Raw genomic sequence first — 16279 nt, 5'->3', positions numbered from 1 at the left:
CGACATGGCTTTTTTCTCGCGCATCAAGTTCGAGCCGGCCACGGCCAAGGGCGTGGCCTGCCCGACCTGCGGCCACACGCTCACCTTCGACCGCACCTGCCTGGCGGTGATGCTCACCTGCCAGGGCTGCGGCGGCAGCTTCGACCCGGCCCGGTTCGCGGCCGAACTCGACGACGATTTCGACGAAGCCTACGCCAACGTGCCGCTCAACCGGATGTAGGGGGTGTAGAAGGGAAAGGAGAGAAGGGGAGAGAAGAATGCCTCCGGCGGCCGGGGGGATGATCCCCCCGGACCCCGGCAACTGGAAGACGTTTTTCAAGGGGTTCCTGGCCCTGGCTGGCAATACGGTCGGCTGAAAACCGGGGCAAGCGGGTGTTTGACGGGCGATTTGGCCCCTGGCGGGCATGTTGGGACGAAAACAGGGAGAAACACCATGGCAGCGGGCGTCTGGGACGGCATTGACAAGGAACGCGTGGCCAAGGCCATGGTCACGGCCTATTTGAGCGACGAATATCTGGAAGCGTTGGCGGCCATCAACAACGCCGAAACCCTGGCCGAGCTGGCGGCGGCCCGGGACAAGGTCAAAGACCTGATGGCCCTTTGGCGCGAAGAAGCGCCGGAATACGCCTTTGTCATCGACGCGCTCTATCTTTTTTCGGAAAAAATCCAGGTGCAGTTGACCGGAGAGGCTTAAATCCGAAATTCTGTTGAAATTTATTTTCAAACCGGTTATATCTTCGACAACCTGGGATGCTCAGAATGAGGCTCTCACGCACAAACGGTTTTTTTTCGGAGAACCACACCACCTCAGATTCACATTTCCAATTTATCTTGCTCTCAATTTTAGCAAAGGCCGAGGTAAAGCATGCCTCAACTATCACTCACAGATTTTGTTGATATCGTGTCTAAAAGTGGCACACCAAAAGCAACAAAAGTACGAGAAGTCAAATACCGCCCAGCCTACACACCCGCAAGCGATTATTACAAGAAGATAAAGCACGCAATAATTGCATGCCACAAACACAATCTACCCATATCTACTCTAGAAGACGCCGCTACAAACACTTCGAAACACAAAATACAAAACTACATGACCATTTGTAATGGCTATACGAAATGGCTATCTGCAAAAAAAACAGTTTGGATTTCTCCCCCCTGCTTTACCTTCGAGCACGCTGGAGTCGCTGTCAATATAAATCCAGAGCTTGGATTATCCATCAACAACCAGTACTATTATATAAAACTTTATTTTAAGGCTGAAAAGCTAACGAAAAACCGGATCGACATTATCAACTATCTCATGAAGAACTGCCTATGTGGTTTGACCTCTGATAGCACATCTGTGGCGGTTCTCGATATCCGAAACTCAAGGTTAATAAAAGACCACAGCAACAACTCTGCCCTTTCAGCCTTAATCAAGGCTGAACTTTCCTACATATCGTCTCTTTGGGACGATCTTTAAACATCAAAATACAAATTTATGCCTGATTCACTTATACTGCCTGGATTTGATCAGCGCATCGAACAACCGTTCACAATATGTTTTTCTGAATCAAACCAACAAATTCCGAGCAATAGCATAGGCATCGACCTTTACGCTAGAGCGCTAACTGGCTATCAGTGTTTCGCCCAAACAGTTGGAAAATCAATTCTTAAAACGGACATAGATCTTTTCGTCGAAGCTGAAGTAATCGGTTCATTTTTATCAAAACTTAAAGCCGTTGGGACCGCTGTTGGACAAATTAGTGCCCTCATGGGCATTTTGTCATTCTTTGGGATATCAGCTCAGGACATACCAACAGCATACATAAAAGTAAAAGCTGCAATAATCTGCACCATCAAAGAAAACAAAGGAGACATCGGCGATATTGTCGATAAGGTAAATAAATCAAAAAAATTGGACGATCTCGACAAGCTAATACTGATTAAACTATTTAATAGTGAAGACATGCGTGAATCACTTGACAAGTTCACGTCACCCCTTGACTCTCAAAAGTTTAACAAGATCACAATATCGGAAAATGACAACAAACTAGTATCAATAGACACCAATGACAGAGAATATTTTATTTATATTTCACCACGAGATGAAAAAACTGAGCAGTTCGAGGACCTTGTTGAAATTTTATATATTTCTCCAGAATACACTAAATGGCAATTCAAGGGAAAAACTATATTCTGGGCTGAAATTCTAGATACCAACTTTCTTCAAACTACAAGAAATAAAAAGTCCACAGAACTAAAAGGGAAACGGTATTTTGCTCGTGGCAGGAAAATTTCCGTTCGCAAACAAGGCGGAGTTAACTGGTCTACACAATGGTTCATCGACTCCATCGGAGACGAAACCAAACAAACTCTGCTCATATAAAAAATCACACAAAGACCATAATTAGACAACAATAATAGCAGTTATCACGGCCGCATTATCCCAAGACTTCAGATCGGAGCTTAACAGAAGTATTGACAGCCGTTCCCCGAACGCCTACCTTCGAGCCTCCCAAAGGGGAGTAGCTGTTTCGGATCAGGGTCAACATCACTGCGGCGCGTCTGCCGCCTGGCCCTGTCGTCGGTCCCTCGGAACCGGCCAGCGAGACCTTTGGCATGCATATGCGCGTGCCAAGGTCTTTTTTTTGGCCGCGTCAACACCGAGGAGACGTCATGAAAAAATTGCTCCCCCTGTATCTGGCCCTGGCCGCCACCCTGCCGGGCCTGGCCTGCTTCCTCTTCTCCATCCACCCCTCGCCGCCAGTCACCGCCGCCCTGGCCGGCCTGGCCATCCTCGGCGCATCCTTTCTGCTCCTGTGGGCCTGCGACGTGGCCCAGACCGACATCCCGCAAGCCCTGGCCCTGGCTGTCGTGGCCCTTATCGCCGTGTTGCCGGAATACGCCGTGGACATGTATTTCACCTGGATGGCCGGCCAGCAGCCCGAGTCCGACTACGCCCACTTCGCCATCGCCAACATGACCGGGGCCAACCGGCTCTTAATCGGCGTGGCCTGGACCCTGGTCGCCTTCCTGGTCTGGTGGCGCACCCGCAAACCGGTCATTCTCGAAGGCGAACGCCGCACCGAGGTGCTCTTTCTCGGGTTGGCCACGGCCTACGCCATCTCCATCCCGCTGTCCGGGTCGCTGACCTGGGTGGACGGATTGGTCCTCGTTGGCCTCTACATCGTCTACATCGTCATCGCCGCCCGGCGCGAATGCGAGGAACCCGAACTCGAAGGCGTGGCCTGCGTCATCGGCGGCCTGCCCAAGGGGCTTCGCCGGTTGTCCACCCTGGCCCTGTTTCTCTTTGCCGCCGGGGTCATCGTGGCCAATGCCGAGGCCTTTAGCGAAGGTTTGGTCGCCACCGGCCGCATTTTCGGGGTCAACGAATTCCTGCTGGTCCAGTGGCTGGCCCCCATCGCCTCGGAAGCCCCGGAGGTCATCGTGGCCGTCATGTTCGCCCTGCGCGGCATGGGCGGCATGGCCCTGGGGAGCCTCATCTCTTCCAAGCTCAACCAGTGGACGCTCCTTGTCGGCATGATCCCCGGCGCCTACGGCCTCTCGTCCGGCTCCTTTGCCACGCCCATTCCCTTGGACGGCGTGCAGATGCACGAGATCATGCTCACGGCCGCCCAATCGCTGCTGGCCGTGGGCCTGCTGGCCGGCCTGCGCCTGGACATGCGGGGAGCGCTGCTCCTTTTTGGCCTGTTTCTCGGCCAGTTCCTGGCCCCGGCCGTGCCCGAGTCCTTCTGGAACCTCTTCCCGGGCCATCTCTCGGGGAGTCAGGTCCACTTCTTTTTCAGCTTCCTCTATGCTGGCCTGTTCGTGGTCCTGCTGCCGCGCACCGGCCGCCAGCTGCTGGCCCTGGTGCGCCCCAAGCGCCGTAAAATCGCTTGACGCCGGGAAGCCGCAGCCCTACATACCGCCCCCCGCCCCGGATCACCCCCGGGGCGGCCCCTTCCGGGCAAGGAGGTCCGCCCCATGGACCAGAGTTTTGAGCTGCCGCTGTATCTCGATCTTTTCGCCGTGTTTCTCATGGCCGCAACCGGGGCCATCGAGGCCATTCGCCGGGAATTCGATCTGGTGGGGCTGCTTGGCCTGTCCCTGGCCACCGGACTTGGCGGGGCGCTCATACGCGACGGCATCTTCCTGCAATCCGGCGTCCCGGCCGTGATGCGCAACCCGGACTATCTTTACGCCGTGGCTGCGGCCGCCGGGGCCTGCCTGGTTTTCGGGCGTCGGGCGCTTCTCTCCGAGCGGCTGGTCGCCCTGGTCGATGCTGCGGCCCTGGGGGCCTACGCCGTGGTCGGCATGGAAAAATCCCTGGCCTTTGGCCTGGATTTCGCCGCCGCCGTGCTGGTTGGAACGGTCAATGCCTGCGGCGGCGGCATCCTTCGCGACGTGCTCATGCGCGAAGAACCCATGGTCTTCCGGCCGGGCCAGTTCTACGGCTTGGCCGCCCTGCTCGGCTGCCTGACCTATCCCTTCCTGCGCCAAAGCCTCGGCGTCCACCCCGTGACCGCCGCGCTTTGCACCATCCTCTTCACCTTCCTGCTGCGCGTCCTGGCCATTACCCGCAACTGGCGCACCGTCCCGGTCCATGAGACCGGCCTGTTTCGCCGCCGACGCCGCCGCCACCCGCCCGTGGCTTGACGCCCGGGGGCAAACCGCGTCTATACCGGACAGGCTCGCCCTCCCGGCCGCCGCAACCCCAAGCAGGGAGCATGCCCCCGTGACCCGGCCCATCACCACGCTTTTTTGCGATGTCGGCGGCGTTTTACTCACCAACGGCTGGGACCGTCAGGCCCGGGCCGAGGCCGCCCGCACCTTCGGCCTGGACGCGGCCGAGACCGACGAACGCCACCACCTGACCTTCGACGCCTACGAGGAAGGCAAGCTGTCCCTGGACGAATACCTGGACCGCACTGTCTTTTACACGCCGCGCTCCTTTGACAAGGGCGCCTTTCGGGACTTCATGCTGGCGCGTTCAAAACCGCTAGCCGACATGCTCACTTACGTGCGCGGCCTCAAAACGCGCTACGGCATCAAGATCGTCGTGGTCAACAACGAGGGCCGCGAACTCAACCAGTACCGCATCAAGGCCTTTGGCCTGGAGTGCTTTGTCGATGCCTTCGTGTCCTCGTGCTTTGTCCACATGCGCAAACCCGACGCCGACATCTTCCGCGTGGCCCTGGACATTGCCCAGACCGATCCGGCCGACGCCGCCTACATCGACGACCGGGCCATGTTCGTGGAGGTGGCGGCCACCCTGGGCATCCGGGGCGTGGTCCACCGCGATGCCCAAACCACGGCCAAGGCGCTGACCGCCTATGGCGGCTTTGCCGCAGCCTGCGTGGCCGGACCGGCCTAAAGGCTTCGGGCACAGGCGGCCGACCGGGGCCGGACGAGGACGCCGAAGCCGCCCGCCGGGCAGGGCTTCCAAGGCCCGGACAATTCCGGTACGCTGTCGGGGTAAATTACAGGGAACGCGCCAGACGCTTCCAAGGAGTACGTGCATGACCAAGATCGCCATCCCCTCCCGCGACGGGCAGGTGGACGAACACTTCGGCCACTGCGGCTATTTCACCGTGCTGACCATCGGCCCGGACAAGACCGTGGCCGCTGAAGAGACCTTTGCCCCGCCGGCCGAATGCGGCTGCAAGTCCAATCTGGTGAACGACCTGCTTGGCATGGGCGTGACCACGCTTATTGCCGGCAACATGGGCCAGGGCGCGGCCACCAAGCTGCGCCAGTCCGGCATGACCGTCATTCGCGGCGCTTCCGGCCCGGTCCGCGAGGCGGCCGCCGCCTATCTGGCCGGCAATCTGGCCGACCGCGACGAACTGTGCATGGCCCACGGCCACAACTGCCTCGACGACTAGTGCCGCGTTCCCAAAAACATGCCTGCTTTTTGTGAATAAAATCATAAATTCAACATGTTGAGGCTTGGCCAACCAGCGCGGGAATGACCGGACGCAACATGCATTGACCGGCGCGGCGCGCCAGACCGACAAACGGGGAGCCATGGCAACAGGGCTCCCCGTTTGTCGGTCTGCAGTCCCGGGCAAGCGCCGCTGCGTATGGGCGGCCATGCCCCGTTCCTTTCTCAAAAACGCTCCACGCGGGCGTTTTAGGTGAACATGTTGATGGCGCAGGTTCCGGCCAGCTTCAGATACTGTTCCGCGTTCATGACCTCCACCCCTTCGATCAACTCACTTTCCGGGATCTTCATCATCTCCAGCGTCATCTTGCAGCCGTAAATCCTGACCCCTTCCAGTTGCGCCATCTCGAAGAGATCCTCAAGACTGGGGATATTGGCTTCCTCGATCTGCTTTTCCATCATGTTCGTGGCCAGGGAGGACATGCCCGGGATGGCCCCGAGGAATCCGGGCGGGTGGAATTTGAGCTTGGACAGGTAGCCCTTGCGCACCACGTTTATGCCCATAAAGGTGTAGAACAGGAACACTTCATGCCCCAGGCGTCTGGCATTGAGCGCCAGGATAAGCGACGGATAGGCCCCGTCGAGGGTCCCCTTGGAGCAGATGAACGTATAGCGTTGCTTGCCATCCGACGACGCTTCATTGGTCATGCCCATCTCCTTTGCAAATCGCTGCGAACACATAGACGCAGGACGTCATTGCCGTTGCAACCCTCCGCTCCTGCGCCCTGGAACGGCCTGGGGTTTCTTGGACAGTTCGGGCGGCAAATCCATGTTGCCTGAGCGTCTTTCGCCTTCTGCCGTTTCCCGCCCAGACGGCCGATCGCTTGCCGGGCCGGTCCCAAGCCTCAGGCCTTGCCTGCAACCCGGCGCAGAGAAGAGAAATCTCCAGCTACAACATTGCTATGCCGTTGCGCAGCATTTGTCAAACGCCTTGGTCGAAGCGGCTTTTTGCCCGCAAGCAAAGGCGCAGAAGCCGCGTAAGCACCGCAGACGGCCGGATGAGACTGGCAATCACCATCGACCACACCCCATGATATTGATGATCATTGGCAATTCAACATTTTCCTTGCGCATTACCAGAGAAAAGCTAGTAAGGATTGTGCTTGTTCTCGCTGTTAAGCGAAGATTTTCCGGAGGAATCGTGAAAAATACTTGGCCTGTTTCTGTCCCTGCAATGCTGCTCATCGCCTGTCTCCTGGTCGCCACCCAGGCTGCGGCGCAGGATACGTGTAAATTATATACAATTGACTTCGCCCAAGGGGCTCCTGATATCTCGTACGCCGTCACGGCCAAAGGCAACACCATCGGGAAGGTCGTGCCCTTTAAAGGCGAGGGTCCAAAGCCCCGTCAGATCACCGTCTGCATCGAACCAAAGGCAGCTGTTTTTTTTGAAAAAAATGCCTTTGCCTACGTCTTTAACGGGTCAATCGCCATCCTGACCCTCTGGCCCTCCGCCACCAAACTCCAGGAAAACGCGAGCATCAAGGGCTTCACGAGTCTCCTCGACGCGCTGGCCTATGCGGCTCAAACCATCCCGCAGATCGTGGAAGAAACGCTGCGGGAATTGCTCGTAAAAGTCCTCAACGCTGTGTTTGGGACACCGGCCGGGACGCAAGCCAACCCCGCCCACCCCGTCTAAACGGCGCTGTCACCTCGCAAGGAGAGAGACGTATGCCAACCAGAACCATCCTGCTCCAACTGGCCTTGGTCGCCGCCATGCTCCTGCTGCCAGCCTTCTCCACGGCCGGCGATCACTCCGGGAACGGCTATCGACACGGGCAAGCGCACGATGGGCCGCAGCGGCACGGCAAGCGCCACAATGACGACCAAAGCGCAGGCTTTACGGAAAACAGCGCCTACGTCGCCTCTTGCGGCGGCTGCCACCTCGCCTACGCGCCGCAACTCCTGCCGCGTGCGTCCTGGGAACGACTTCTCTCCCGGTTAGACGACCACTTCGGCAGTGCAGCGGCCCTGTCGGACCAGGAAAAAAGCGTCGTGTCCGACTATCTGCTGGCCAACTCAGCCGACGTGACCTCCATGAAGCTCGGCCGGCGCATCACCCACAGCCTAAGCGGCACCACGCCGGCCAGGATCACCGACATCCCCTACATTCTCCACAAGCATCGTAGCCTTTCGACCGAGGTCCTGGCCCGCAAGAGCGTCAATTCCCTGGCCAACTGCGTCGCCTGCCATCCCGGGGCGGCGAGCGCCCGGTTTGACGACGATCAGGTCGCCATCCCCGCGCCGTAAGGTGGCGAGAAACGGAAGCTGCTCTTTAGGGTGCGACCGGCCGATCCACGAAGCAGCGGCAATCCGGCCGGGCGCGCCGAACCGGGCATGGGCCAGGGCCACAAGGGGCTGGTCAGGGAGTGTTCTGGCAACCCTGGCGACATCCGGGAGGGCTCTGCCTCATCCGGCTCCCGTCCCCCGAAAACCGATGCCCAGGGTCCCCGGAGGCATGCGGCTGCGAAGCCATGCCGGGGGCGGACAACGGCTGTGCAGGGACAAATTCCTCCGCCAAATATGCAAAACTTAAAACCAGAGGCAACATACTTAATATACTGACAATTCCCATAAAGGCGGATTGTTCCTAACGCTCTTAGCCCTTTTTATTCCTCCCTTTATCACCTTCTCCCACTTGCCGCTCCGCCCGTTGACACAAGGCCCTCATAATCCCATATACCGTAGCAGCGTTGGTGTCCGCCCGACGGCAACCCGCCGACGGACGGAACCGTAAGAGGGAATACCGGTTAAAGTCCGGAACTGCCCCGCAGCGGTGAGCGAAAACGAACCCCGCAACACGGCACTGGACCGCCACGGTCCGGGAAGCGGCGGGTAGTAGAAATCCGGCCCCTATGCGGCCGCCATGTTCGCAAGTCCGAAGACCTGCCAATGCCCGCCGGCAATCACAACCGGCGTCCGACCAGGGAGCCTCGCGGGAGGGCTGCCCGGCCTGCCATGACGCCGCGCGCGTCCTGTGGCTGCCGTCCGCCCCCCCTTTTTGCAAATAGCCTCGACAGGGAGAACACGCATGTCCGAGCCGATGGAACACGGCAATCTGGCCCTTTTTTCTGATCACCCCACCACCGCCCAAGCCAATGGCCCCCTGCGGACCGATCAGCCGGCCGTTGCCGCCGTCCCCTCGCGCATCCGCAAACGCGACGGGCAGATCGTCGCCTTTGACGTGGACAAAATTCTCTCGGCCGTGCGCCGGGCCGGCGCGGCCACCGGCGAATTCGGCGAGGACGAAGCCTGGTTACTCACCGCCCAGGCCGTCAAAGTCCTTTCCCACCGCTTCATCGGCCAGATTCCGGACATCGAGCGCATCCAGGACATCGTGGAACAAGCCCTGGTCTCGGCCAACCATTTCCGCACCATGCGCGCCTACTCCGTCTACCGCGAACAGCGCGCCCGCCTGCGTGAAGACAAAAAGACCGTGGTGGACGTGGCCACGTCCATCAACGAATACCTCGACCGCCAGGATTGGCGCGTCTCGGCCAACGCCAACCAGGGCTATTCGCTTGGCGGCCTGATCTTAAACGTCTCGGGCAAGGTCGTGGCCAACTACTGGCTCTCCCACGTCTACCCGCCCGAAGTCGGCGCAGCCCACCGCGACGGCGACGTCCATATCCACGACCTCGACATGCTGTGCGGCTACTGCGCCGGCTGGTCGTTGCGCATGCTCCTGACCGAAGGCTTGAACGGCGTGCCCGGCAAGGTCGAAGCCAAGCCGCCCAAGCATCTCTCCAGCGCCGTGGGCCAGATCGTCAATTTCCTGGGCACGCTGCAAAACGAATGGGCCGGCGCCCAGGCCTTTAGCTCCTTTGACACCTACATGGCCCCCTTTATCCGCAAGGACAATCTCGGCTACGATGAAGTGCGTCAGTGCATCCAGGAGCTGATCTACAACCTGAACGTCCCCTCGCGCTGGGGCACCCAGACGCCCTTTACCAACCTGACCTTCGATTGGACCTGCCCTGAGGATCTGGCCAAGGATCATCCCATCATCGGCGGCCAAGAGATGCCGTTCACCTACGGCGACCTGCAAGTCGAGATGGACATGATCAACCGGGCCTATATCGAGGTCATGACCGCCGGCGACGCCAAAGGCCGGGTCTTCACCTTCCCCATCCCGACCTACAACATCACCAAGGATTTCCCCTGGGAATCACCCAACGTGGACATCCTGTTCGAAATGACGGCCAAGTACGGGCTGCCCTACTTCCAGAATTTCCTCAATTCCGACCTCACCCCCAACATGGTGCGGTCCATGTGCTGCCGGTTGCAGCTCGATCTGCGCGAACTCTTGAAGCGCGGCAACGGCCTGTTCGGCAGCGCCGAGCAGACCGGCTCGGTCGGCGTGGTCACCATCAACTGCGCCCGCCTGGGCTTCACCCATCGCGGCGATGAACAGGGCCTTCTCGCCCGCCTCGACGCCCTGTTGGAGATTGCCCGCACCAGCCTTGAGATCAAGCGCAAGGAAATCACCCGCCGCATGGACGCCGGGCTGTTCCCCTACACCAAGCGCTACCTCGGGTCGCTGCGCAACCACTTCTCGACCATCGGCGTCAACGGCATCAATGAAATGATCCGCAACTTTACCGGCGGTGCCGACGACCTGACCACCGAGACCGGCCACGCCATGGCCGTTCGCCTGCTCGACCACGTGCGCGCCCGCATGACCGAGTTCCAGGAGCAGACCGGCCACCTGTATAACCTCGAAGCCACGCCGGCCGAAGGCACCACCTACCGCTTCGCCCGCGAGGACAAAAAGCGCTACCCGGCCATCCTGCAAGCCGGCACGCCCGAAAAGCCGTACTACACCAATTCCTCCCAGCTGCCCGTCGGCTTCACCGACGACCCCTTCGAGGCCCTGTCCCGCCAGGAAGAGTTGCAGCGCAAATACACCGGCGGCACCGTGCTCCACCTCTACATGGGTGAGCGCATCTCCAGCGCCGAGGCCTGCAAAAAGCTCGTGCAGCGCGCCCTGTCCGGCTTCGCCCTGCCCTACGTCACCGTGACGCCGACGTTCTCCATCTGCGACATCCACGGCTACCTCGACGGCGAACACGTGACGTGCCCCACCTGCGCCGCTGAAGGCCGCGAACAGGCCTGCGAAATCTGGACCCGGGTCATGGGCTACTACCGCCCCAAATCGGCCTTTAACGTCGGCAAACAGGGCGAATACGAAGATAGAATTTGCTTTAGCGAGCCGGCTGGGATGGACGCGTAGGGGGGAAGAGAAGAGGAAGATGCCGGCGTCCAGGGGGGCACAGCCCTCCTGGACCACCCCACCGGAAGGGGAACCCAAGAAAATTGAAGATACAAGCTAATCAAATATTGGTTGATCCAATGAAACTTCATACCAAATACACAATGTTATGTTAATACCGGATGGATTCATCATCAAGTGGGATGAACAGCTCTGGAGGTATTTCAAACAGCAACATTTTATATCACTACTGCGAACAAGTAAACTTTACTTTGCATCTGCCAGTCAATTCTCTGATGAATTTGAAGGTTCCACTCATATTTGTCAAGATTCTGCACCAGAACATCAAACAGACATTCAGCGTACTTATATAGACTACGCCTTTTCTGAATTAAAACGATTGACAAAAATCAATTGCTGGCATCGGTCTGAGTATGAAAGCGATGCTATGTGGAGGCTTTATGCAGATGAGAAAAAAGGTGTAGCTATCACGACAACTCCAGAGAGGATACGCGCTGCACTTAAACCATTTCGTCTGCACCCGGAATACGAGACCGAAAAGATGTACGCTGGCTCCGTCAAGTACATCGATCTAACCCAAGATATTGGCTGTTATAGGGGGATGCTCGATAGATTTTTCTACAAGCATCGTCTCTTTGAAAGCGAACAAGAATTTCGCTTAGCAATTTCCCTTCGGCTTGCAGAAGAATTCGGCGTTGAAGTTCCATCAGGCGGCATACACGTAGATGTAGATGTCAACATTCTCATCAAGAACATCACAATTGGCCCAAATACGCCACCCGCTGACCGAGACACTATTACAGAAGCAATTACCAATGCTGGGCTGATCGATCGAATACAAAAATCGACACTAACCTACCTTCCTCGATTCACATAACCACACTTTTGCATTTATCAGAAATATTCACAGAAAACATATTTGACACAGTCAATATACCAGACATTTCTTCGCCAATATAATCTTAGATACTATTGCGCCAACTCCACCCCACAACCCGGTCGCGCCCCGGTCAACCCCGCCCTTGCCCCCGGTCGCCAGGAACGCTAAGGGACGCCCCATGAACGGACTGATTATCGGCGGCGTGACGCCCCTTTCCACCCTCGATTTCCCCGACGCCCTGGCCGCTGTCGTCTATTGCCAGGGCTGCCCCTGGGGCTGCCCCTACTGCCACAATGAACCTCTGCGCGAGATCACCGACCACGCCGAGCGCGACAGCGCCTCGGTGCTCGCCTGGCTCGAAGGCCGCAAGGGACTCCTTGACGCGGTCGTTTTTTCCGGCGGCGAACCCACCCTCCAGGACGGCTTGGTCCCCATGCTGACCGCCGTGCGGGCCATGGGCTTCAAGGTCGGCCTGCACACCACCGGCATGTACCCCGATGCCCTGGCCGACATCCTGCCGCTTTGCGACTGGGTGGGCCTCGACATCAAGGCCCCCAGGGCGGCCTACGACCGCATAACCGGCGTGCCCGGCAGCGGCGAGGCCGCCTTTGCCAGCCTCGCCCGGCTCCTGGCCAGCGGCGTGCCCTTTGAGACGCGCACCACCTGGCATCCCGGCCTTTTGACCGAAGCCGAGCTGGCAATACTGGCCGGCGAACTGGCCGCAGCCGACGCCGGACGCTGGATCATCCAGGGCTTTCGACCCGACGGCTGCACCGACGACGCCCTGGCCGCCGCCGGACCGACCGTGTTTCCGCCCGATCTCGTCAGCCGGCTCCAGGCCGCCGCCCCGCGCCTGACCATCGCTACGAGAGTGTAGAGAGAGAAGAAAAGGCAGGAGATGCCTCCGGCGGCCGGGGGGATGATCCCCCCGGACCCCCCAACGGGAAGAAGGTATGAAAGGGGGGTGCGGCATGCGTCCATAGGCCCCTTTATCCCTGGCAGGGAGGGTCCGGGAGGGGGTTACCCCCTCCCGGCCGCCGGAGGCACTCTTCAATTAAAGGGGACGACATGGACAGTCTGCGTATCAACGCCCGGGTGGCCATTCCCATGGCCGAAATTTCCTTTATTGCCGCCCGCAGCGGCGGTCCCGGCGGCCAGCACGTCAACACCACCAGCACCAAGGTGACGTTGCTTTTTGATGTGCAGGCCTCGCCGAGCCTGACCGAGTACGAAAAGACCCGCATCGGCCAAGCCCTGGAAGGCCGCATCGCCAAGGACGGGGTGCTGCGCGTGGTGTCCCAGTCCACCCGCAGCCAGTTCGCCAACCGGGAAATCGCCCTGGAGCGCTTTGCCGCCCTGCTGCGCGTCGCCCTGACGCCGGTTGCCCCCCGCAAAAAGACCCGTGTCACCCTGGCCGCCAAGCGCCGCCGGGTGGACGACAAGAAGCGGCACGGGGCGCAGAAGCGCCAGCGCACGGTCGGCAGCGACGATTGAGCCGGGACCAGGGTGGTCCACATGCAGGCAGCCCGGACAGCCTTGTGCCGGCAGACCCGTTGCCCGCACGCCCTCTCCGGCCAAACTTCCGGCCTCGCCAGGGCCGGCCGCCCTTGACGCCGTCCCGTGCTGCGGGCTAGGGGAAGCCTGTCTCCGGCCTCGGGCCGGACCGACGCCAACGCCTGATCCGGAGCAACCAACCCATGTCATCACTGGAACACAAGCGCCAAAAGACCTCGTTTTGGCTTTCCGCCACGCGCGATCAGGCCCGGGACACCGGCATGGCCCTGGTTCTGATCAGCCTCATCGTGTTTTTCGCCACCCGGGAAATCCGCTACGTGACCATCGCCGCCGGCCTGCTCCTGCTCGACATGATCTCCCCGTCGCTTTTCAAGCCGGCGGCCAAGGTCTGGTTCGGCCTGTCCCATGTGCTCGGCACGGTCATGTCCAAGGTGCTTTTGACCCTGGTTTTTTTGCTGGTGCTCACCCCCATGGGCCTGCTGCGCAGCGTCCTTGGCAAGGACCCGATGCGCCTTGGCCAGTTTAAAAAGGACACAACCTCGGTCTTCCGGGTTCGCGACCACGCCTTTACCCCGGCCGACATCGAACAGCCGTTTTAGCCCCAACACGCCACATCCCACTATTTCCGCTGCCCACGCCTGACCGACCGGCCAGGGCGGCGTTTGGAGGCCACATGGAATTTTTAAGCGAGCTTTGGAACTTTCTGCGCGTCCGGAAAAAATTCTGGCTGCTGCCCATCATCCTGGTGCTGCTGCTCTTCGGCGTCCTGGTGGTCCTGACCAGCGGCACGGCCGTGGCCCCCTTCATCTACACGCTGTTTTAGCCGGTAGTGCGCATGGCCGAATACATTCTGGGAATCTCCGCCTATTACCACGACTCCGCTGCCGCGCTCCTGCGTGACGGCGTGGTCGTGGCCGCTGCCCACGAGGAACGCTTCACCCGCAAAAAGCACGATGCCGATTTCCCCCGCAAGGCCGCAGCCTACGTGCTGGCCGAAGCCGGCATCGAACTGGCGGAACTCTCCGCCATCGCCTTTTACGACAAGCCGTATCTCAAGTTCGAGCGGCTGCTCGAAACCTACCACGGCTTTGCCCCGAGCGGGCTGCGCAGCTTCCTGTCGGCCATCCCGGTGTGGATCAAGGAAAAGCTCTTCATGAAAAAGATGCTGCGCGAGGAACTGGCCGAACTGGGCCAGGGCAAACCGCGCATCCTTTTTCCCGAGCACCACCTGTCCCACGCCGCCTCGGCCTTTTATCCCTCGCCCTTTGACGAAGCCGCCATCCTCACCATCGACGGCGTTGGCGAGTGGTCCACCACCACCATCGGCCTCGGACGCGGCAAGGACGTCACCTTCCTGCGCGAGCTCGACTTCCCCCACTCGGTGGGTCTGCTCTATTCCGCCTTCACCTACTACTGCGGCTTCAAGGTCAATTCCGGCGAATACAAGCTCATGGGGCTGGCCCCCTACGGCATCGAAGGCTCGGCCCGGGTTGAAGAATACAAGGCCAAGATCCTCGAGACCCTGGTCGATCTGCGCCCGGACGGCTCGATGCTGCTCAACATGGCCTACTTCAACTACGCCACCGGCCTGACCATGTGCCGCGACGCCAAGTGGGAGGCCCTTTTCGGCCTGCCCAAACGGGCGGGCGAGTCCGAGCTTGGCCAGGAGCATATGGACATGGCCCTGGCCATCCAGCAGATCACCGAAGAGGTGGTGCTCCGGCTGGCCAAGACGGCCCGCGAACTGACCGGCTGCAAAAACCTGGTCATGGCCGGCGGCGTGGCGCTCAACTGCGTGGCCAACGGCAAGCTCCTGCGCGAAGGCATCTTTGACGACGTGTGGATTCAGCCGGCGGCCGGCGATGCCGGCGGCGCGCTTGGCGCGGCCCTGACCGCCTGGCACATCTGGGCCGGACATGAGCGCACGCCGCTGCCCGAGGGCGCGCTCGACCGCATGGCCGGGTCCTACCTCGGCCCGCAGTTCACCCGGGCCGACGCCCTGCGACTGGCCGCTCGCCGGGAAGCGCCGTATACGCTCTATGAGGACTTTGGCGATCTGTGCGCCGTGGTGGCCGATCTGCTGGCCGCCGGCAACGTGGTCGGCTGGTTCCAGGGCCGCATGGAATACGGTCCCCGGGCCTTGGGCGGCCGCTCCATCCTGGGCGATCCGCGAAACCCGGAAATGCAGAAAAAACTCAATCTCAAGATCAAATACCGCGAGGGTTTCCGGCCTTTTGCCCCGTCCATCGCCGCCGAGGCGGTCTCGGACTATTTCATCCAGGACCGGCCCTCGCCCTACATGCTGCTGGTGGCCCCGGTGGCCGAGTCCCTGCGCTTTCCCCTGCCCGACGGCTACTGGCAGATGCCCATGTTCGACCGGCTCTACGTCAACCGCTCGAAGCTGCCGGCCATCACCCACGTGGACTTCTCCGCCCGCATCCAGACCGTGCACCAGGCCACCAACCCGCGCTACCACCAGCTCATCACCACCTTTGGCCAGCGCCATGGCTGCCCGGTGGTGGTCAACACGAGCTTCAACGTGCGCGGCGAACCCATCGTCTGCACGCCCGAAGACGCCTACCGCTGTTTCATGCGCACCGAAATGGACTATCTGGTCGTGGGCGACTGCCTGTTTGGCAAGGAAGGCCAGCCCGAGTACGCCGAAACCGGCGACTGGCGCGGCGAATACGAGCTGGATTAGGGAGAAGGGGAGAGAAGAAAAGAA

18 protein-coding genes and 1 riboswitch are annotated in these 16279 nt (G+C 60.0%); of the genes, 17 read left to right on the top strand and 1 reads right to left on the bottom strand.

Annotation, left to right across the window (positions count from 1 at the left end; all coding sequences use genetic code 11):
* Window positions 1-4: 4 nt before the first annotated feature.
* The 8 genes from NY78_RS18170 to NY78_RS18140 all read left to right on the top strand — a co-directional run bounded on the left by NY78_RS18170 (window position 5) and on the right by NY78_RS18140 (window position 5867).
* Window positions 5-220 carry a dual CXXC motif small (seleno)protein gene (locus NY78_RS18170; protein WP_043639190.1) on the top strand — a complete coding sequence of 72 codons (216 nt, stop codon included), beginning with the start codon at window positions 5-7 and terminating at the stop codon, window positions 218-220.
* A 213-nt stretch (window positions 221-433) separates the two neighbouring features.
* Window positions 434-694, top strand: a complete 261-nt coding sequence (locus NY78_RS18165; RefSeq protein ID WP_043639187.1) for a hypothetical protein — start codon at window positions 434-436, stop codon at window positions 692-694.
* A gap of 171 nt (window positions 695-865) precedes the next feature.
* Window positions 866-1462: a hypothetical protein gene (locus NY78_RS24860; protein WP_156180985.1), complete on the top strand. Its 597-nt coding sequence runs from the start codon at window positions 866-868 to the stop codon at window positions 1460-1462.
* 18 nt (window positions 1463-1480) lie between these two features.
* Complete coding sequence (locus tag NY78_RS18160; protein WP_156180984.1) at window positions 1481-2368, top strand: hypothetical protein; 888 nt, start codon at window positions 1481-1483, stop codon at window positions 2366-2368.
* A 290-nt stretch (window positions 2369-2658) separates the two neighbouring features.
* Window positions 2659-3882, top strand: a complete 1224-nt coding sequence (locus NY78_RS18155) for a sodium:calcium antiporter (RefSeq protein ID WP_043639182.1) — start codon at window positions 2659-2661, stop codon at window positions 3880-3882.
* Window positions 3883-3966: 84 nt separating this feature from the next.
* Complete coding sequence (locus NY78_RS18150; RefSeq protein WP_043639179.1) at window positions 3967-4638, top strand: trimeric intracellular cation channel family protein; 672 nt, start codon at window positions 3967-3969, stop codon at window positions 4636-4638.
* 79 nt (window positions 4639-4717) lie between these two features.
* Window positions 4718-5356 carry an HAD family hydrolase gene (locus tag NY78_RS18145; RefSeq protein ID WP_043639176.1) on the top strand — a complete coding sequence of 213 codons (639 nt, stop codon included), beginning with the start codon at window positions 4718-4720 and terminating at the stop codon, window positions 5354-5356.
* 145 nt (window positions 5357-5501) lie between these two features.
* Window positions 5502-5867, top strand: coding sequence for a NifB/NifX family molybdenum-iron cluster-binding protein (locus NY78_RS18140; protein WP_043639173.1), 366 nt, complete (start codon window positions 5502-5504; stop codon window positions 5865-5867).
* Window positions 5868-6115: 248 nt separating this feature from the next.
* Here the strand turns inward: NY78_RS18140 and NY78_RS18135 are convergent, their stop codons facing one another.
* Window positions 6116-6574, bottom strand: coding sequence for a DsrE/DsrF/DrsH-like family protein (locus NY78_RS18135; protein ID WP_156180983.1), 459 nt, complete (start codon window positions 6572-6574; stop codon window positions 6116-6118).
* Window positions 6575-6695: 121 nt separating this feature from the next.
* On the opposite strand from NY78_RS18135, the gene NY78_RS24855 reads away from it, so the two are divergent.
* The 9 genes from NY78_RS24855 to NY78_RS18100 all read left to right on the top strand — a co-directional run bounded on the left by NY78_RS24855 (window position 6696) and on the right by NY78_RS18100 (window position 16255).
* The gene (locus NY78_RS24855) at window positions 6696-7565 is read left to right on the top strand and encodes a hypothetical protein (RefSeq protein WP_156180982.1); all 870 of its coding nucleotides are present in this window, start codon (window positions 6696-6698) and stop codon (window positions 7563-7565) included.
* Window positions 7566-7597: 32 nt separating this feature from the next.
* The gene (locus NY78_RS18125) at window positions 7598-8176 is read left to right on the top strand and encodes a dihem cytochrome c (RefSeq protein ID WP_053062264.1); all 579 of its coding nucleotides are present in this window, start codon (window positions 7598-7600) and stop codon (window positions 8174-8176) included.
* A 427-nt stretch (window positions 8177-8603) separates the two neighbouring features.
* Window positions 8604-8834, top strand: a riboswitch (cobalamin riboswitch).
* A gap of 123 nt (window positions 8835-8957) precedes the next feature.
* Window positions 8958-11159, top strand: coding sequence for a ribonucleoside triphosphate reductase (locus NY78_RS18120; RefSeq protein WP_197084271.1), 2202 nt, complete (start codon window positions 8958-8960; stop codon window positions 11157-11159).
* A gap of 148 nt (window positions 11160-11307) precedes the next feature.
* Entirely contained in the window at window positions 11308-12036 is a 729-nt protein-coding gene (locus NY78_RS23955; protein WP_082140095.1) for a DUF2971 domain-containing protein, read from the top strand.
* Between the two features lie 181 nt (window positions 12037-12217).
* The gene (locus NY78_RS18115; protein ID WP_043639164.1) at window positions 12218-12916 is read left to right on the top strand and encodes an anaerobic ribonucleoside-triphosphate reductase activating protein; all 699 of its coding nucleotides are present in this window, start codon (window positions 12218-12220) and stop codon (window positions 12914-12916) included.
* A 191-nt stretch (window positions 12917-13107) separates the two neighbouring features.
* The gene (arfB, locus tag NY78_RS18110; protein WP_043639161.1) at window positions 13108-13533 is read left to right on the top strand and encodes an alternative ribosome rescue aminoacyl-tRNA hydrolase ArfB; all 426 of its coding nucleotides are present in this window, start codon (window positions 13108-13110) and stop codon (window positions 13531-13533) included.
* 203 nt (window positions 13534-13736) lie between these two features.
* Window positions 13737-14153, top strand: a complete 417-nt coding sequence (locus NY78_RS18105) for an SxtJ family membrane protein (RefSeq protein ID WP_043639159.1) — start codon at window positions 13737-13739, stop codon at window positions 14151-14153.
* Between the two features lie 74 nt (window positions 14154-14227).
* Entirely contained in the window at window positions 14228-14377 is a 150-nt protein-coding gene (locus tag NY78_RS25305; RefSeq protein WP_175577039.1) for a DUF5989 family protein, read from the top strand.
* 12 nt (window positions 14378-14389) lie between these two features.
* Window positions 14390-16255 carry a carbamoyltransferase family protein gene (locus NY78_RS18100; protein ID WP_043639156.1) on the top strand — a complete coding sequence of 622 codons (1866 nt, stop codon included), beginning with the start codon at window positions 14390-14392 and terminating at the stop codon, window positions 16253-16255.
* Window positions 16256-16279: the final 24 nt, after the last annotated feature.

It is taken from the genome of Desulfovibrio sp. TomC (assembly GCF_000801335.2).
Lineage (GTDB): Bacteria > Desulfobacterota > Desulfovibrionia > Desulfovibrionales > Desulfovibrionaceae > Solidesulfovibrio.
Note: the sequence above shows the minus strand (reverse complement) of the source record. Positions and strands in the feature narration are given on the sequence as shown.